Consider the following 18070-nt stretch of genomic DNA (forward strand, 5'->3'; position numbering starts at 1 on the left):
CTTTCCTTTCCTCTCCTTTCCGATGCGCGGCGCAGGCCGCGCCAACGACACGGCTTCCCGATGACGACTCCGACCCACTTCCCGCCCGCGATCGCGCCGCTCGACGAGGTGCTGCGCAAGCGCCTGCAGCATGTGATCGACCACAAGACCAAGCCGCCCGGCAGCCTCGGCCAGCTCGAGGCGCTCGCGCTGCAGATCGGCCTGATCCAACACACCGAGCGGCCGATCGTGCAGCGCCCGGTGACGATCGTGTTCGCCGGCGACCACGGGATCGCGGCCGAGGGCGTGAGTCCTTATCCGCAAGCGGTGACCGCGCAGATGGTCGCGAACTTCCTGGCCGGCGGCGCGGCGATCAACGCGTTCTCGGGCGTCGCGCAGAGCACGCTCGAGATCGTCGATGCGGGCGTTGCGTCGCCGCTGCCGCTGTCCGACCGGCTGGTGTCGCTGCCGGTCGCGCGCGGCACGCGCAACTTCGCGGCGGAGCCGGCGATGACGCACGACGAGGCGATGACGGCGCTCGCGGCCGGTGCGGCGCGCGTGCGCCTGCACGCGTCGCTCGGCACGAACGTGATCGGCTTCGGCGAGATGGGGATCGCGAACACGTCGTCGGCCGCGTGCCTGATGAGCCGCCTGCTCGACGTGCCGATCGATGCGTGCGTCGGGCGCGGCACGGGCCTCGACGACCAGGGCCTCGCGCACAAGCGCGCGGTGCTCGGCCGCGCGCTCGTCAAGCACTCGCACGCGATCGCGCCGCTCGACGTGCTCGCGACGTTCGGCGGCTTCGAGATCGCGATGATGACGGGCGCGTATCTCGCGGCCGCGAGCGAGCGGATGACGATCCTCGTCGACGGCTTCATCGCGACGGCCGCGCTGCTCGTCGCCGAGCGCATCGCGCCCGGCGTGCGCGACTACTGCGTGTTCTCGCATACGTCGCACGAGGCCGGGCACCGGCGCATGCTCGAGCATTTCGGCGCGAAGCCGCTGCTCGCGCTAGACCTGCGGCTCGGCGAAGGCACGGGCGCGGCGCTCGCGCTGCCGCTCGTGCGCGCGGCGGCTGCGTTCCTGAGCGAGATGGCGAGCTTCGAGTCCGCCGGCGTCGACAATCGTGACGCCTGATCGCGCGAGCGGCGTGCGTGCCGAACTGCGCTACTTCTTCGTCGCGCTTGGTTATTTCACGCGCGTGCCCGTGCCGCGCGCGATCGGCTATGCGGCCGGCGATCTCGACCAGGCCGCGCGCTATTTCCCGCTCGTCGGCGCATGCGTCGGCGCGTGGGGTGCGCTTGTCTATCTCGCCGCGCTGCGCGTGCTGCCCGCGTCGATCGCGGTCGGGCTGTCGATGGCCGCGACGCTGCTCGCGACCGGCGCTTTCCACGAGGACGGCCTCGCCGACAGTTGCGATGCGTTCGGCGGCGGCTATACGCGCGACGACGTGCTGCGCATCATGCACGACTCGCGGATCGGCACGTTCGGCGCGGTCGCGCTCGTGATCGCGCTCGGCCTGAAATGGCAGGCGCTCGCGGCCATGCCGCCGCTGCGCGCCGCGTGGACGATGATCGCTGCGCATGCGGCGAGCCGCGCGGCGGCCGTCAGCCTGCTGATGTCGCTCGACTATGTGCGGCCCGAAGGCAAGGCGAAGCCGGTCGCGCAACGGATGGGCGCACGCGCGGCGTGCGTCGCGGCGGTATTCGGGTTGCCGTGGCTGTTCTGGCCGGACTGGCGCATGGGCGTCGCCGCGGGCGCCGCGCTCGTGCTCGTGCGCGCGTGGGCGGCCCGCTATTTCGTGAAACGGATCGGCGGTTATACGGGCGACTGCCTCGGCTTCATGCAGCAATTGAGCGAACTGGCGATCTATCTCGTGGTGCTCGGATGGACGTCGTCCTGATCCGTCATCCGGCCGTCGGCGTCGAGCCGGGCATGTGTTACGGACACAGCGACGTGCCGCTCGCCGCGCCGGCCGACGCCGGTGCACATGCCGTGCACGCGCATCTGTCGGCTCTCGGCGCGCCGCTGCCCGAACAGATCTGGACGAGCCCGCTGACGCGATGCGCGTCGATCGCCGAACGGCTCGCGCAGGCATTCGATGTGCCGCTGCTGCGCGATCCCGGCTGGCAGGAGATGGATTTCGGCGCGTGGGAAATGCAGCGCTGGGACGATATCGACCGTGCGGCGCTCGATGCGTGGGCGGCCGACCTGATGCATGCGTGCGCGCATGGAGGCGAAAGCGTCGCGCGGTTCGCCGCGCGGGTGGCACGGCGGGCCGATGCGGTGATGCAGGCCGATCGGCCGCAATGGGCGGTCACGCATGCGGGCGTGATCCGTGCGTTTGCATCGCATGTGTTGCGTGTGCCGCTCGATACGCTGCTGTCGCGGCCGGTGCCGACAGGTGGTGTCGTCTGGCTGCGTGCGGATGACGCGGCGCGAACATGGGAAGTCGCGCACTGGGATGAATAGGCTTGCTCGCGTCTGCATGTGAACGACACGACGCGCGGTCAAACCATCTCAAGCACCGGACGCATCAGAGGCAGGTGCGCGGCCAACGCGCAAGTCAGCGGAAATCAGCGCGCCGGCCGCCGCGCACGCGCGGCATCGAGATCCTCGCACAGCGCGGCCGCGCCTTGCGCGATCCGCGGCGACGGCCGCGTCAGCAGATCGCCGTCGATCGCGAACAGGTTGTTGCGCGCCACGGCCGTCAGCGCGGGCCACGCGCGCCAGCGTGCAAGGCTCGGCAGCGGAGCGTCCGAGCGCGTTGCGCCGGCGCTCGTCGTCACGATCGCCTCCGGATTCGCGGCGAGCACGGCCTCGTCGGTGACGCTTGGCGCGAGCGGCTTGAGCGACGCGAACACGTTGCGGCCGCCGCACAGCGCGATCACGTCGTTGATCAGGTGCGCGCCGTTGAGCGTCGTCAGCGGGCGGTCCCAGACCTGGAAGAACATCGTGACGGGTGCGCGCGCGGCGTAACGTGCACGCAGCGTCACGATATCGTGCGCAAAGGACGCCGCGGCCGCATCGGCTGCCGGCTGCGTGCCGAGCAGCGTGCCGAGCCGGCGCAGCGACGACGACACATCGTCGAGATGTTTCGGTTCACTGAAGAACAGCGGGATATGCAGCGCGCGCAGCGCGTCGGTCTGCCGTTCGGCGTTGCCGTGACGCCAGACGACGATCAGATCCGGCTTCAACGCGGCGATTCGCTCGAGGTCGAGCGCCTTGTTGTCGCCGATGCGCGGCACCGCTTGCGCGGCGGGTGGATAGTCGCTGTACGTGACGGTGCCGACGAGCTTCGCGCCGCCGCCAGCCGCGTAGACCAGCTCGGTCGCGTGCGGCGCGAGGCTGATCACGCGCTGCGCGGGCGCAGGCAGCGTAACCGTATTGCCGGCGTCGTCGCGCGCCGTGACATCGGCATGGACGAGCGGTGCATGAGCGAGCGCGGCCAGCGTCGCGGCCGGCGCCAGCCGGCGGAACATGCGCGGGTTCATGCGGATTCCTGTTGCAGCGTCGGAACGCAGTGAGCGAGCGCAACACCGAGGCGCTGCCACTCGGCTTCGTTGCCCGGCAGGCCGATGCGCACGCTCGACGGCTTCGCGAAGTACCGCGTCCAGATCCCGCGTGCCGAGAGCGCCGCATGCAGCGCAGCGGCGCGCGGGTCGTCGGTCCAGCTGAAAAGCGGTGTCGCGCGAACCGCGAAGCCGTGCGCGCGCAGCAGTGCGGCCAGCCGCTCGCCGTCGGCCGCGAGCCGTTCGCGGGCGGCGGCTTGCCATGCCCGATCCGCGAACGCCGCGGCGACTGCGTGACGCGCGGGGCCGCCGACCGTCCATGCGCCGAGCATGTCGCGCAGCGCGACGATCCGTTCGGGGCATGCGAGCACGAAGCCCGCGCGGATGCCGGCGAGGCCGAAGAACTTGCCGACCGAGCGCAGCACGACGAGCCCCGGGCGATCGACCTGCGGCGCGAGCGATTGCGTCGCGCCCGTATCGGCGAACGCCTCGTCGACGATCAGCGTGCCGCCGCGGGCCGACAACTGCGCATGCCAGCGGAGCAGGCGCTCGGCCGGCACGAATTCGGCGGTCGGGTTGTTCGGATTCCCGACGATGACGTGGCGCAGCGTCGCCGGCAGCGTATCCGTGCCGATGTCGAGCGGAATGATGCGATGGCCGTGACGCGCGAACGCGGGCGCGTATTCGCCGTACGCGAGCGACGCGACGCCGGCGTTGCCGGTTGGCAGTAACGCAGGCAATGCGCGGATCGCGGCCTGGCTGCCGGCGACTGGCAGCACGTGCGCGGGATCGGGCGCGTGGTAGTACTGTGCGGCGTGGGCCGCGAGGCCGTCGCCGTCGTCGGGCAGCCGGCGCCACGCGTCGGCCGGGACGGGCGGCACCGGATAGCCGACCGGATTGATGCCGGTCGACAGGTCGAGCCACGCGTCGTACGGAATGCCGTGGCGGCGTGCGGCTTCATGCAGGTTGCCGCCGTGCGCGATGCGTGTGTCAGACATGATGAGTGGCCATGACGAGTGCGCCGCTCGCGACCAATAGCGCGAGCCACAGTGCGAGCGTGCGGGTGACGAGCGACAGCGCGGCGACGACGTGGACGGCGGTCGCCGTTGCGCCGGTGCCGAGCGCCGGACGATCCTCGATCTCGCCGTGATAGACGGCCGGGCCGCCGAGCTGCACGTTCAGGCTGCCCGCGCCCGCGGCCATCACCGGGCCCGCGTTCGGGCTGTCCCAGTGGCGTGCCTGCGTGCGCCAGCAGCGCCATGCGGCCGCCGTGTCGCCGAGCAGCGCGTAGCTCGCGGCCGTGAGGCGAGCGGGAATCCAGTTCAGCGCGTCGTCGAGGCGCGCGGCGGCCCAGCCGAAGGTCAGGAAGCGCGGCGTGCGGTAGCCCCACATCGCGTCGAGCGTGTTCGCGAGCCGGAACAGCAGCGCGCCGGGGCCGCCCGCGACGACGAACCAGAACAGTGCGCCGAAGATCGCGTCGTTGCCGTTCTCGAGCGCCGATTCGACGGCCGCGCGCGACAACGCGCCTTCGTCGGCGTCGCTCGTGTCGCGCGACACGATGCGCGCGGTCAGCTTGCGCGCGGCGTCGAGGTCGCGCCGCAGCAGCGCCGCGGCGATCGGCGCGACATGGTCGGCGAGGCTCTTCGCGCCGAGTGCGAACCACAGCAGCGCGACGTGCAGCGCGGCCGCGAGCGGCCACGGCAGTACGGCCACGAGCCATGCGGCGACGGCCACCGGCGGCACGACGGCTGCGGCCCACGCGGCGACCCCAGCCGCACGGCCGCGCCGGCCCGTGTTCAATGCGCCTTCGATGCGCGCGGCGAGCCTGCCGAACGCGACGAGCGGATGCCAGCCGGCAGGCTCGCCGATCGCGCGGTCGACGATCGCGGCCGCGACCGCGAGCATCGCGACGACGGGCAGCGACAGCATCAGCATGACGGCGCTCCCGTCTTGAGGTCGAGCGGCAGGCCGGCGACGAGCAGCGTCACACGCGTCGCGAGCGCGGCGACGCGCTGGTTCAGGCGCCCGAGTTCATCGACGTAGCGGCGCGTGACCGACCCGAGCGGCACGACGCCGAGCCCGATCTCGTTGCTGACGACGATCACCTTCGCACGCGCGCCGCGCAATGCGTGCTCGAGCCGCTCGACCTGCGCCGCGTACTGTGCATCGTCGAGCGGTTCGCCGTCGGCCGGGCACAGCAGGTTCGTGAGCCACAGCGTCAGGCAGTCGACCAGCAGGCATGCGTGCGGATCGTCGAGCCGAGCGAGCGTGCCGGCGAGGTCGACGGGCGCATTGGCGAACCCCCATTCGGCCGGCCGGCGCGCGCGATGATGCGCGATGCGCTGCGCGAATTCGGCATCGGCGGCGGTCGCGGTCGCGATGTAGGTGACGGGGCGGCCGCTGTCGGCCGCGAGCCGCTCGGCATGCGCGCTCTTGCCCGAGCGTGCGCCACCGAGGACGAAGGTGAGGTCGTGCGGAATCATCGCGTGATTGTAACGGCGCGGGCGTACCGGCGCGGGCGATAATGCGGCCTTTGCTTCGCGACGACCTTTACACGATGAATGCACCCGAGCCGCGGCCGCACGGCACGCTGATGATCCAGGGTACGACCTCCGACGCGGGCAAGAGCACGCTCGTCGCGGGCCTGTGCCGCCTGGCGCGCCGTGCCGGCGCGCGCGTTGCGCCGTTCAAGCCGCAGAACATGGCGCTCAACAGCGCGGTGACGGCCGACGGCGGCGAGATCGGCCGCGCGCAGGCGCTGCAGGCGCTGGCCGCGGGCGTCGCGCCGCATACGGATTTCAACCCCGTGCTGCTGAAGCCGACGAGCGACCGCGGCGCGCAGGTGATCATTCATGGCAAGGCGCGGTTGAACCTCGACGCGCGCGCGTATCACGACTACAAGCCGGTCGCGTTCGACGCGGTGCTCGAGTCGTATGCGCGCCTGCGCGCCGGTTACGACACGGTGATCGTCGAGGGCGCCGGCAGCCCGGCCGAGATCAACCTGCGCGACGGCGACATCGCGAACATGGGCTTTGCCGAGCGCGTCGACTGCCCGGTCGTGCTCGTCGCCGACATCGACCGCGGCGGCGTGTTCGCGCACCTGGTCGGCACGCTCGCGTGCCTGTCGGACAGCGAGCGCGCGCGCGTGCGCGGCTTCGTGATAAACCGCTTCCGCGGCGACGTCAAACTGCTCGAACCGGGGCTCGACTGGCTGTGTGCGCAGACCGGCAAGCCGGTGTTCGGCGTGCTGCCGTACCTGCACGGGCTGCTGCTCGATGCGGAGGACATGCTGCCCCCGCAGGCGCGCAGCGCGGCCGCACGCGGCGACGCCGGCGTGCTGCGCGTCGTCGTGCCCGCGCTGCCGCGCATCAGCAACCATACCGATTTCGATCCGCTGCGCGCGCATCCGCAGGTCGAGTTCACATACTGGAAGAGCGGCCCGGTGCCGGATGCCGACCTGCTGATCCTGCCCGGTTCGAAAAGCGTGCAGCGCGATCTCGAATGGCTGCGCGACGCGGGCTGGGACGCGATGATCCGTCGTCACCTGCGCTATGGCGGCAAGGTGATCGGCATCTGCGGCGGGATGCAGATGCTCGGCCGCACGCTGGACGACCCGCTCGGTCTCGAAGGCGCGCCCGGCAGCGTGCCGGGGCTCGGGCTGCTCGATTTCGACACGACGTTGCAGCCCGACAAGACGCTGAAGAACGTGACCGGGAATCTGGCGCTGCCGTGCGCGGCCGCCGTGCGCGGCTACGAGATCCACATGGGCGACACGCGCGGGCCCGCGCTCGCCGCGCCCGCGCTGTCGCTGGCAGCCGACGCCGCGCAGGGCGGCACGCGCCCGGACGGCGCGGTTTCCGCCGACGGCCAGATCCTCGCAACCTACGTGCACGGGCTGTTCGACGCGCCCGACGCGTGCGCGGCGCTGCTCGCGTGGGCCGGGCTCGACGGCGCGGAACGCATCGACTATCCGGCGCTGCGCGAGGCATCGCTGGAGCGGCTGGCCGATACGTTCGCCGAACATCTCGACCTCGACGCGCTGTACGCCGAGTTTCGTTGAAGCGGAGCCGTGCCGCCCTCGCTTTTTCCGCCGGATCGCGTACAACACAAGGAGGGCGGAGGTCCGCCTGGAGGAGTCCGATGATGAAGGCTCGATGGTGGTGGAGCGTGCTGCTTGCGGCACTGCTGGGCGCATCGGCGGTTGCGCACGCGTGCGATTCATATGCACCGGGCGGCAGCCAGTCCGGTTCCGGCGCCACGCAAGGCAAAAGCGGTTACTGACGCAGGTATCGGGGCATGATCGGTCATGCCCCTTTTTTGGTCTCATTCGTTCCTTTTAGGAATCAGTTAAAGCGGATTGGCGTGTTTATCGGTCGAATCGGTTCGAATAGAGTGGGGCCATTCTCATCCACTCACGAAGGAATCCGCCATGAACCCCGATCGCCTGAACGATTTCGCCGCGACGCTGCTGCGCGTCGCGCTCGGCGTGCTGTACCTCGCGCACGTCGCGCAGAAGGTGTTCGTCTTCACGCTGCCCGGCACCGCGCAGTTCTTCGCGTCGATCGGCCTGCCGGGCTGGCTCGCGTACCTGACGACGTTCGTCGAACTGGCGGGCGGCCTGGCGCTGCTCGCGGGTTTCCGCGTGCGCGTCGCCGCGCTCGCGCTGCTGCCGTTCATGCTCGGCGCGACCGCCGCGCATCTGCCGAATGGCTGGAGCTTCTCGTCGCCGCACGGCGGCTGGGAATATCCGGCGTTCTGGGCCGTCACGCTCGCCGTGCAGGCGCTGCTGGGCGGCGGCGCGTTCGCGATCGGCGCACGGGAGGCCGCGGTTCAGCGCGCGTGACGGGCGCGTGAGCAACGCATGGTTCGGTGCAACCCGTTCCGGTGATCCCCCGTTTGCCGATATCATCGCTCCCTGTATCCGCAATCGAGCGGCGCCAGCCATGCGGCCGGCGCCGCGTGGCTTTTTCGGGGGAATTCATGACGGTGATCGTGGTGGCGAATCCGAAGGGCGGCGTGGGGAAGAGCACGTTGTCCACCAATCTTGCCGGCTATTTCGCGGCGCAGGGCGCGTGGGTCGCGCTCGCCGACCTGGACCGGCAGCAGTCCGCGCATGCGTGGCTCGACCTGCGGCCGGCCGGCTTGCCGGCGATCGAATCGTGGGATCTCGATCCGGACGCGCCGTCGAAGCCGCCGCGCGGCCTCGAATACGCGGTGATCGATACGCCGGCCGGCCTGCACGGCAACCGGCTCAGCGTCGCGCTGCAACTGGCCGACAAGGTGATCGTGCCGCTGCAACCGTCGATGTTCGATATTCTCGCGACCCAGCAGTTTCTGGAGCGCCTCGCCGGCGAGAAGGCCGTGCGCAAGGGCAGCGTCGAGGTCGGGATCGTCGGGATGCGGGTCGATGCGCGCACGCGCTCGTCCGACCAGCTGCACCGCTTCGTCGAAGGGCTCGGCCTGCCGGTGCTCGGCTACGTGCGCGACACGCAGAACTACGTGCAGATCGCCGCGCACGGCCTCACGCTGTGGGACGTCGCGAAGAGCCGCGTCGAGAAGGATCTCGAACAGTGGGGGCCGATCGTCGAATGGGCCGAACGTGGTGCGCCGAAGGCGGAGAAGGCCGCCAAGGCGTCCTGATCCGATCGCGCGGCGGGCGCGCGCCGAAATGAGAAAGGGCCGGATCCCGTGTCGCACGGGATCCGGCCCTTCGACCGCAGGCGGCGCAGCCGCGCCCGCGCGCCACGGCACGCGGGCGGCTGCTCAGGTTAGGTCCAGTTCTGCGTCGGCACGTGATCGCGGTGGCCCTTGATCTTGTTGCCGTCGTCGATGAACACGAGCTTCGGCTTCCAGCCGGCCTGCAGCTCGGCTTCGTCGACCATCGCGAATGCCGCGATGATCACGAGGTCGCCGAGCTGCGCACGGCGCGCGGCCGAGCCGTTCAGCGAGATCATCCCGCTGCCGCGCTCGCCCTTGATCGCGTACGTCGAGAAGCGCTCGCCGTTGTTGATGTTCCAGATGTCGATCCGTTCGTTTTCGACGATGTTCGACGCTTCGAGCAGGTCTTCGTCGATCGCGCACGAGCCTTCGTAGTGCAGCTCGCAGTGCGTGACTGCCGCGCGGTGGATCTTCGATTTGAGCATGTGGCGCTGCATGGTGTCTCCGTGATGCGTCGTGAGAGGCGCGGGCGGGCGGCCCGTCAGATTTCCAGGTTGTCGATGAGGCGCGTCGCGCCGAGCTTCGCGGCCGCGAGCACGACGAGCGGCTCGCCGGCTTCGAGTTCGGCGGCGCTCGGCGCGATCAGGTTCGCACGGCGGCGGATCGACAGGTAGTCGGGCGTCCAGCCGCGCTCGGCCAGGTGCGTGCGCGCCTGTTGCTCGAGCTTGCCGAGGTCGCGCTCACCGCCGAGCAGGCTTTCGCGCATGCGCTGCAGCGTCTTCGCGAGTTCGGGCGCTTCCCGGCGCTCGTCGGCCGACAGGTAGCGGTTGCGCGACGACAGCGCGAGGCCGTCCTCGTCGCGCACGGTTTCGGCCGCGATGATGTCGACCGGCAGCGCGAGCTGCTGGCACATGCGGCGCACGATCATCAACTGCTGATAGTCCTTCTTGCCGAACACGGCGACGCGCGGCTGCACGCAGGCCATCAGCTTCGACACGACCGTGCACACGCCGGTAAAGAAGCCGGGGCGGAATTCCCCTTCGAGGATCCCGCCGAGATCGTCCGGCGGCAGCACGCGGTATTCCTGCGGTTCCGGGTACATGTCGCGCTCGGTCGGCGCGAACAGCACGTAGACGTTTTCCTTCTGCAGCTTCTCGATATCGTCCTGCAGCGTGCGCGGATACTTGTCGAAATCCTCGTTCGGACCGAACTGCAGGCGGTTGACGAAGATGCTCGCCACGACCGGGTCGCCGTGCTGGCGCGCGAGGCGCATCAACGACAGGTGCCCTTCGTGCAGGTTGCCCATCGTCGGCACGAACGCCGTGCGGTTCTGTCCGCGCAACTGGTCGCGCAGTTCATGGATCGAGCTGATGACTTTCATGATCGGGTAGCGGGTTCCTCGCGCATGCGCGCGTTGGCGCCGCAGCGGCGGCGTCGGGGTCGAAGCGGAGAACGCCGGCGCGCGGGCGGCGCATCGGGCGTCGGCGGATTGTAGAGGATTTGGCCGCCAAACGCATCGAAAAGAGAACGATCGTTCACTTTTTAATCGGGCGTGCGGGAAACGAGCCACGACTTCGGGCCGCGGCCACCCGCCGCGGCGAAGCGGCGAGCGTCGGGGTGAATCGGGAGAACGGGGGAACGGGGGAACGGGACGGGCGCGGGCCTTACGCGGGCAGGTACGCGAGGCGCACGTAGATCGGCGCGAATGGCTCGGGCTGCGTGATCTCGACGAGCGATTCGCGCGCGAGTTCGAGCATCGCGATGAAGTTCACGACGACGACCGGCACGCCGCGCGACGTGTCGAACAGGTCGGCGAATTCCATGAATCGCGCGTTCTGCAGCCGGCGCAGGATCAGGCTCATGTGTTCGCGCACCGACAGCTCCTCGCGGGAGATCTTGTGGTGCTGGACGAGCTTCGCGCGCTTGAGCACGTCGGCCCACGCGGCGCGCAGGTCGTCGGAGTTCACGTCGGGGAAGCGCGGCGTGATGCTTTGCTCGATGTAGACCTCGGCGCGCAGGAAGTCGCGGCCGAGTTGCGGCAACTGGTCTAGCCGCTGCGCGGCGAGCTTCATCTGCTCGTATTCGAGCAGGCGGCGCACGAGTTCGGCACGCGGATCTTCCGCTTCGTCGCCGGTGTCGGCCTTCTTGACCGGCAGCAGCATCCGCGACTTGATCTCGATCAGCATCGCGGCCATCAGCAGGTATTCGGCGGCCAGCTCGAGGTTCGACGTGCGGATCTGGTCGACATAGCCCAGATATTGTGCGGTGACCTGCGCCATCGGGATGTCGAGCACGTTGAAGTTCTGCTTGCGGATCAGGTACAGCAGCAGGTCGAGCGGGCCTTCGAACGTCTCGAGGAAGATCTCGAGCGCATCGGGCGGGATGTAGAGATCCTGCGGCAGCTTGAAGAGCGGCTCGCCGTACAGGCGAGCGAACGCCGCGACACCGTCGACCGTGTCGGGCGTCGAATCGGCGCCCGCGGGCGCTGCGATCGCGTCGTCCTGCCGGGCGGCGCTGGCCTCGTCGGCGGCGCTCACGTCGTCAGAAGTTCTGGTAGTAGACGTACGACGTTTGGTTCACGCGCGATTCCTGCTGCTCGGCGCGCTCTTCGAGGTCGATCGGCTGCTTGTCCCACAGCAGCGAACGGCCCTTGCGCTGCTCTTCCTCGAGCGTCGGCTTCTGCTGCTTGAGCTGGTTCAGGAACTGCGTGACGTCGGACTGGTACGGCATGGCTGGATTTTCCGTTTCGGGCGGCGCACGATGCGCCGGATTCGCGATGGCGGGATTTTACCGCATTGGGGGAACGGCCGGCGCCAATCGCGCGTCGAACCCGCGGGCCGGCGCGGACAGGCGTCGCGTCGCGGTCACGCTGGTTCGCGACGCCTTTCAGAAACGTTTAGCTTTGACGCCAGCACCCTGTGGTCAAATACAGGGTTTCCACGAAACCGTGACAACCGAGGGCGAGGTCATATTTGGCGGGGCAGTCGAACCAGCAAGCACACACGGCGCATCACGCGGGCCCGCGCGCGGCACGCAATCTCGCCGGCACCGCAGCCCGCGCCGCACGGGCGGCCCTCGCGGGTTGCGTCGCCGCGTTGTTCGCGCTGCCGGCCCACGCGAAGTATGACGTCGACATCGACGCGCCGCGCTCGGTCCGCAAGCTGCTCAAGTCGCATCTCGATATTGCGCGCTTCGCGAAGCGCGACGACATCAGCGAAGACCAGTTCGACTTCCTCGTGACCGCCACCCCGCAGCAGGTGCGCGACCTGACCGCGACTGCCGGTTATTTCTCGCCGGTCGTGCGCACCGACGTGCGCACGCGCGACGGCAAGCGCGACGTGCGCATCGCGGTCGATCCGGGGCCGCAGACCGTCGTGTCGACGGTCGACCTGACGTTCAAGGGCCCCGTCGACACCGAAGATCCGAAGCAGGAGGCCGCGACCCGCTTCGCGTTCTCGCTGAAGCCGGGCGACCCGTTCACGCAGTCCGACTGGGACGGCGCGAAGGGCGCGGCGCTCAAGCAACTGCAGTCGCGCCGCTATCTCGGTGCGAAGATCGCGTCGTCCGAGGCGCGCATCGACCCGCGCACGCAGCGCGCGACGCTCGCGGTCACGTTCGACAGCGGCCCGACCTTCACGATCGGCAAGGTCGATGTCGACGGCGTGCGCCGCTATCCGGAGAAGATCGTCGCGAACGTCAATCCGCTGTCGGAAGGCGAGATCTACGACGTGCAGCGGATCACCGAATTGCAGCGGCAGTTGCAGAACACGCCGTACTACGCGAGCGTCGCGATCGACGTCGGCGACGATACGGCGAAGCCCGAACGCACGCCCGTGCACGTGAAGGTCAGCGAGTTCCCGTACAACAGCATCCGCGGCGGCGTCGGCTATGCAACCGACACGGGCCCGCATGTGCAGGGCTCCTATACGTATCTCGACACGTTCGGCGCCGCATGGCCGCTGACCGTGTCGGGCCGGCTCGACCAGATCCAGCAGTACGGGCAGGTCCAGCTGTCGATGCCGCCGGGCGAGAGGGGGTGGACCAACAGCGTGCTCGCGTCGTATACGAACACCAACGTGTCGGACACGCGCATCTACAGCGCGCGGGTCGGCGTGCAGCGCACGCGCACGGGCCAGTTCATCGACTATGCGTATTCGCTGATGTTCTACCAGGACCGGCTCGACCAGAACGGCGCGGGGCCGACCACGAGCCGCGCGCTCGTGCCGCAATGGGCCTGGACGCGCCGCAACGTCGACGATCCGCTGTTTCCGCGTTCGGGCAACCTGATCCACGCGGAGGCCGGCTTCGCGATCAAGGGCGTGGCGACCGACCAGACCTTCATCCGCGGCTACGCGCGCGGCCAGCAGTACCTGCCGGTCGGCAAGCGCGACCTGTTCGTGTTCCGCGCGGAGCTCGGCGGCGTGTTCACGAGCGGCAGCTCGACCGGCGTGCCGGCGTCGCTGCTGTTCCGCGCGGGCGGCTCGAACTCGGTGCGCGGTTATGGTTACCAGAGCATCGGCAACAGCGTCGACGGCTCCGTTTTGCCGACCAAGTACCTGATGACTGGCACCGCCGAATATCAGCACTGGTTCAACCGCGACTGGGGCGCCGCGACGTTCTTCGACATCGGCACCGCGACCGATGCGTGGGGCGAGAAGGTGTTCTACCCGGGCGTCGGCATCGGTGCGCGCTGGCGCAGCCCCGTCGGCCCGATCAACGTCGACGTCGCGTACGGGTTGCGCAACCACAGCGTGCGCCCGTACCTGACGCTCGGCATCGCTTTCTGAACGTACTGCTTCATCCACGACGAACCGCATGACGAAGGACCCGAACGACACGCCGCCGCCTCACGATCCGGACTCGCCCGACGGCGCGCCTGACGCGCCGCCGCGCCGCAGGCGTGCGGTGCGCGTCGTCGCGTGGACGCTTGCGACGGCCGTGCTGCTCGTCGTGCTGGCGGTGGGGCTGATACTGGCCTCGGCGACGACCGAGCGCGGCACGCGGCTCGCATGGCAGGCGGCCGTGCGCGTGCTCGGCGGGCAGCTCGCGGGCACGCTCGAGGGCGGAACGCTTGCGACCGGCGTGCGGCTGCACGACTTCGCGTGGACGAGCCCCGGCGGTGCGGGCACGGAGGTGCGCATCGACCGGATCGCGGGCCGCTGGGCGCTGACCCGTGCGCCGTGGCGGCTGTCCATCGCCTATCTTCGCGCGGGCACGATCGACGTGCGAATCGTGCCGGGGCCGTCGACGCCGAGCACGACGCCGCAGGACCTGAGCCTGCCGCTGCAACTGCGCATCGACGACCTGCGCGTCGATCACCTCGCGATTCACGAAGGCGGTTCGACGACGCAGCTCGACCATATCTCGCTGAATGGCCGCAGCGACGGCCGTCACCATGAACTCGCGCTCGACGGCATCGATACGCCGTACGGCGCGCTGACCGCGCGCGCGAAGCTTGACGGCGTGAAGCCGTTCGCGCTGACGGGCGAAGCCACCTACGCGGGCAAGCTGTCCGACGAGCCGGTCAACGCGCGGGCCCGCGTGTCCGGCTCGCTCGAGGCGCTCGTCGCCGACGTCGACGCGAGCGGGATGAAGCTGAGCGGGCGCGCGCACGTCGAGGCCGCGCCGTTCGGTGCGGTGCCGCTCACGCGCGCGTCGCTCGCGTTCGATCACGTGAACCCGCAGGCGCTCGCACCCGGCGCGCCGGCCGCCGATCTCGCGGTGCGCGCGGAACTCGCGCCCGTGACCGCGCCGGCCGGTGCCACACCGGCGAAGGGTTTCGCGGTGACGGGCCCCGTGTCGATCGTCAACGCGAAGCCCGGTACGCTCGGCGACCACCTGCTGCCGGTGATCGACGCGCACGCGAACGTGCATCTCGACGCGCACGCGCAGCGGCTCGACGGTCTCGCGCTGAAACTGATCCGCGACGGCAGCGTGACGGGCAACGGCACGCTGACGGGCGGCAAGGGCCGCTTCGACCTGAAGGTCGCGAACCTCGACCTGAACGCATTCGTCGCCGAGCTGCGGCCGATGCGCCTGGGCGGCCCGGTCGGCGTGACGCTCGCGGGCGACGTGACGACCGTCGACTTCAACCTGAACGACCCGAAGCTTGCGCTCGGCGCGCGCGCGAAGGTCGCGTTGACGTCGCAGCAGACGGTGCTGACCGACGCGCGCGTGACGGCGGCCAAGGGCCGTATCGACCTGACGGGCGTGTTCCGCCACGACGCGCATTCGAGCTACGACGCGAAGGCGACGCTGACGGCGTTCGATCCGCTGCTGCTCGCTGCGATGAGGGCGCCGAAGGCCGGCGGCGGCAAGGCGGCCGCCAACGCAAAGGCGCCGGCCAGGCGCGGCGAGACGCGCGTGTCGGGCACGCTGACCGCGTCGGGCGCGTTTGCGCCGCAGGTGTCGACGAAGGCGACCTTCAAGCTCGGCGACAGCCTGTACGACGGCGTGCCGCTGACCGGTGCCGGCGTCGTGCAGCTCGTCGGCTCGCGGATCCTGCCGAGCAACGCGAACCTGTCGATCGCGGGCAACCACGTCGATTTGCGCGGCAGCTTCGGCGCGCCCGGCGACCGGCTGCGCTTCGTCGTCGATGCGCCGCAGCTCGACCGGCTCGGCTTCGGCGTAGAGGGGCTCGTGCAGGCGCAGGGCGACCTGACCGGCAGCTTCGCGCATCCGAACGTGACGGCCACCTACAAGGCCGAGCGCGTCGTCGTCGGATCGAACCGGATCGGCGCCGCGCAGGGCCGCGCGGACATCCGCGACGGCGCGCACGGCGCACTCGTGTTCACGGCCGACGCGACCGACATCGCGCTCGGCTCGCTGAAGCTGAAATCGCTGCGCGCGAATCTGAACGGCACGCGCGCGAAGCACACGCTCGACGCATCGGCGGTCGGGACGGCCGGCGGCCGCGTGATCGACGTGACGCTCGCGGCGAACGGCGGCGTGGTCGAGAACCGCGACGGGATGCGCTGGGACGGCACCGTCACGCGCCTCGCGAACCGCGGCACGCCGGCCGTCGCGCTGCAGACGCCACTCACCGTGTCGGCCGGCGCCGGACGCGTGACGCTCGGCGCGACACGGCTCACGCTCGAAGGCGCGGCGATCGACCTGAAGTCGTTCGTGTTCGATCATGGCCAGATGCGCTCGGCGGGCTCGGTGAGCGGCGTATCGGTCGCACGCTTCCTCGAGGTCCGCCAGGAGCTGACGGGCCAGCGGCCGCCGCTGCGCACCGACGTCGTGCTCGATGCCGACTGGGATTTCTCGCTCGGCGCGAACGCGACGGGTTACGTGCAGGTGAAGCGCCGCGGCGGCGACGTGACGATCGAGAGCGGGCGCGGCATCGCGTCGCTGGGGCTGACCGACCTGTCCGCGCGCGCGAGCTTCGCGCCCGGCAACCGGCTCAACGTGACGGCGCTCGCGAAGGCGAACCGGATCGGCACGCTCGACGCGAATGTCACGGTGCCGTTCGCGCTGCGCGACGGCATGTTCGGGGTCGCCGACGACGGCCCGCTGTCGGGCCGCATCGACGCCGACATCCCGTCGCTGAAAGCGACCGGCAACCTGTTCGGGCCGAGCTACCTGCTCGGTGGGCGCGCGGCGCTGAAGCTGACGGTTGCCGGCACGCCGTTGAAGCCGAACCTGTCGGGGATGCTGACGGGCGACGACCTGTCCGCGACGCTCGTCGACCAGGGCGTGCAACTGAAGGACGGCATCGTGCGCGTGAAGCTCACGGAAAACCTCGTCGAATTCCAGCAGGTCGAGTTCCACGGCGGCGACGGCACGCTGCGCGCGCTCGGCCGCGTGCGCCTCGACGGCGAGGCGCCCGACCTGACCGCGAGCATCGTCGCGGACAAGCTCGAACTGTTCGCGGCGCCGGATCGCAAGCTGTCGCTGTCGGGCAAGGCGACGGTCGCGAACGACGGGCCGCGCGGCGCGCTGTCGGTCGACGGCAAGTTCGTCGTCGACCACGCGCTGTTCGACCTGCCCGAGGAATCGGCGCCGCACCTGTCCGACGATGTCGTGATCGTGCAGCCGGACGGCACGGTGCGCGGAGAGACACCGACGGGCACCGCGGTGGCGAAGCCGCAGCCGGCCACGGACAAGCCGGCGCCGTCGCTCGCGCCGCGCGCGAACATCGACATCGGCCTCGGCAACAACTTCCGCTTCAAGGGCCACGGCGCGGATCTCGGGCTGCGCGGCACGATCACCGTGATGAGCGCGCCGGGCGTGCCGCTGCGCGCGGTCGGCAACGTGCGCGTGACCGAAGGATCGACGTACACGTCGTTCGGCCGCAAGCTCGCGATCGAGAACGGCTTCTTCACGTTCAACGGCCCCGTGTCGAACCCGGGCGTCAACATCCTCGCGATGCGGCGCAATCAGGAGGTCGAGGCCGGCGTACAGGTGACGGGCACGATCCAGTCGCTGACGGTCAAGCTCGTGTCGGAGCCGAACGTCACCGACAACGAAAAGCTGTCGTGGCTGCTGTTCGGGCACGGCACCGACCAGGGCAACAACGTCGGCCAGCAGGGCACGATGACGGCGGCGCTCGGGCTGCTCGGCAGCGTGACCGGCAAGCGCGTCGCGCAGACCTTCGGCCTCGACGAGTTCTCGATCGGCCGCAGCGACGTCGGCCTGACCGACCCGCAGGTCGTGCAGGTGTCGAAGGCGATCAACGAGCGCTTCGTGCTCGGCTTCGAGCAGGGCCTGCAGTCGGCGAGCAACGCGTTCAAGGCGACGATCAACCTGACGCGCTTCTGGTCGGTGTCCGCGTACGGCGGCACGTTCCAGGGTGTCGACCTGAACTACACGCGGCGCTTCGACCGCTGGTTCGGGCAACGGTGACGGCGGGCGTCGCGCCGCGCCGCGCACGTGTAAAAAAAGGCCCCGCACGCATCGTGCGGGGCCTTTTTCGTGCA

17 protein-coding genes are annotated in these 18070 nt (G+C 70.0%); 9 read left to right on the plus strand and 8 right to left on the minus strand.

Features of this window, described 5'->3' with window-relative positions; genetic code table 11:
* Positions 1–60 precede the first annotated feature (60 nt).
* Genes cobT through cobC form a run of 3 tightly spaced genes read left to right on the plus strand, consistent with a single transcriptional unit; the run spans position 61 to position 2451 of the window.
* A complete protein-coding gene (cobT, locus tag OEJ37_RS23840) occupies positions 61–1116 on the plus strand; it encodes a nicotinate-nucleotide--dimethylbenzimidazole phosphoribosyltransferase (protein WP_263346171.1) in 1056 nt (351 codons plus the stop codon).
* Positions 1106–1882 carry an adenosylcobinamide-GDP ribazoletransferase gene (locus tag OEJ37_RS23845; protein WP_263346174.1) on the plus strand — a complete coding sequence of 259 codons (777 nt, stop codon included), beginning with the start codon at positions 1106–1108 and terminating at the stop codon, positions 1880–1882. Before cobT ends, OEJ37_RS23845 begins: the two co-directional genes overlap by 11 nt.
* Positions 1867–2451, plus strand: coding sequence for an alpha-ribazole phosphatase (gene cobC / locus OEJ37_RS23850; protein ID WP_263346176.1), 585 nt, complete (start codon positions 1867–1869; stop codon positions 2449–2451). The genes OEJ37_RS23845 and cobC overlap by 16 nt, the downstream gene beginning before the upstream one ends.
* 104 nt (positions 2452–2555) lie before the next feature.
* Here cobC and OEJ37_RS23855 read toward each other — a convergent pair whose 3' ends face one another.
* From OEJ37_RS23855 to cobU, 4 genes are read right to left on the minus strand one after another with little or no spacing between them, the layout of a single operon-like run.
* Complete coding sequence (locus OEJ37_RS23855) at positions 2556–3473, minus strand: cobalamin-binding protein (protein ID WP_263346180.1); 918 nt, start codon at positions 3471–3473, stop codon at positions 2556–2558.
* Positions 3470–4489: a threonine-phosphate decarboxylase CobD gene (cobD, locus tag OEJ37_RS23860; protein WP_263346183.1), complete on the minus strand. Its 1020-nt coding sequence runs from the start codon at positions 4487–4489 to the stop codon at positions 3470–3472. The genes OEJ37_RS23855 and cobD overlap by 4 nt, the downstream gene beginning before the upstream one ends.
* Positions 4482–5426, minus strand: coding sequence for an adenosylcobinamide-phosphate synthase CbiB (gene cbiB / locus OEJ37_RS23865; protein ID WP_263346185.1), 945 nt, complete (start codon positions 5424–5426; stop codon positions 4482–4484). Before cbiB ends, cobD begins: the two co-directional genes overlap by 8 nt.
* Positions 5420–5974, minus strand: a complete 555-nt coding sequence (gene cobU / locus OEJ37_RS23870; protein WP_263346187.1) for a bifunctional adenosylcobinamide kinase/adenosylcobinamide-phosphate guanylyltransferase — start codon at positions 5972–5974, stop codon at positions 5420–5422. Before cobU ends, cbiB begins: the two co-directional genes overlap by 7 nt.
* 74 nt (positions 5975–6048) lie before the next feature.
* Here cobU and OEJ37_RS23875 point away from each other — a divergent pair, with 74 nt between their 5' ends.
* The 4 genes from OEJ37_RS23875 to OEJ37_RS23890 all read left to right on the plus strand — a co-directional run bounded on the left by OEJ37_RS23875 (position 6049) and on the right by OEJ37_RS23890 (position 9131).
* The gene (locus tag OEJ37_RS23875) at positions 6049–7551 is read left to right on the plus strand and encodes a cobyric acid synthase (protein ID WP_263346189.1); all 1503 of its coding nucleotides are present in this window, start codon (positions 6049–6051) and stop codon (positions 7549–7551) included.
* An 80-nt stretch (positions 7552–7631) separates the two neighbouring features.
* Entirely contained in the window at positions 7632–7772 is a 141-nt protein-coding gene (locus tag OEJ37_RS23880) for a hypothetical protein (protein ID WP_174419978.1), read from the plus strand.
* A gap of 148 nt (positions 7773–7920) precedes the next feature.
* Positions 7921–8334 (plus strand): DoxX family protein, encoded by a 414-nt coding sequence (locus OEJ37_RS23885; protein ID WP_175919245.1) that lies wholly within the window; start codon positions 7921–7923, stop codon positions 8332–8334.
* 137 nt (positions 8335–8471) lie between these two features.
* Positions 8472–9131 (plus strand): ParA family protein, encoded by a 660-nt coding sequence (locus OEJ37_RS23890; protein ID WP_174420039.1) that lies wholly within the window; start codon positions 8472–8474, stop codon positions 9129–9131.
* A gap of 128 nt (positions 9132–9259) precedes the next feature.
* On the opposite strand, the gene panD is transcribed toward OEJ37_RS23890, so the two are convergent.
* The 4 genes from panD to OEJ37_RS23910 all read right to left on the minus strand — a co-directional run bounded on the left by panD (position 9260) and on the right by OEJ37_RS23910 (position 11879).
* Entirely contained in the window at positions 9260–9646 is a 387-nt protein-coding gene (gene panD, locus OEJ37_RS23895; protein WP_031398432.1) for an aspartate 1-decarboxylase, read from the minus strand.
* Between the two features lie 44 nt (positions 9647–9690).
* Complete coding sequence (gene panC, locus OEJ37_RS23900; protein ID WP_263346193.1) at positions 9691–10530, minus strand: pantoate--beta-alanine ligase; 840 nt, start codon at positions 10528–10530, stop codon at positions 9691–9693.
* 283 nt (positions 10531–10813) lie between these two features.
* Positions 10814–11686, minus strand: coding sequence for a segregation and condensation protein A (locus OEJ37_RS23905; RefSeq protein WP_034178758.1), 873 nt, complete (start codon positions 11684–11686; stop codon positions 10814–10816).
* A gap of 4 nt (positions 11687–11690) precedes the next feature.
* On the minus strand, positions 11691–11879 hold the full coding sequence (locus OEJ37_RS23910; protein WP_174422064.1) for a DUF3460 family protein: 189 nt from the start codon (positions 11877–11879) through the stop codon (positions 11691–11693).
* Between the two features lie 242 nt (positions 11880–12121).
* Here OEJ37_RS23910 and OEJ37_RS23915 point away from each other — a divergent pair, with 242 nt between their 5' ends.
* Positions 12122–13936 carry an autotransporter assembly complex protein TamA gene (locus OEJ37_RS23915; RefSeq protein ID WP_174422065.1) on the plus strand — a complete coding sequence of 605 codons (1815 nt, stop codon included), beginning with the start codon at positions 12122–12124 and terminating at the stop codon, positions 13934–13936.
* A gap of 28 nt (positions 13937–13964) precedes the next feature.
* Entirely contained in the window at positions 13965–17996 is a 4032-nt protein-coding gene (locus OEJ37_RS23920) for a translocation/assembly module TamB domain-containing protein (protein ID WP_263346198.1), read from the plus strand.
* The last annotated feature ends 74 nt before the right edge of the window (positions 17997–18070 follow it).

This window comes from Burkholderia sp. BKH01 (assembly GCF_025685725.1).
Classification (GTDB): domain Bacteria; phylum Pseudomonadota; class Gammaproteobacteria; order Burkholderiales; family Burkholderiaceae; genus Burkholderia; species Burkholderia pyrrocinia_C.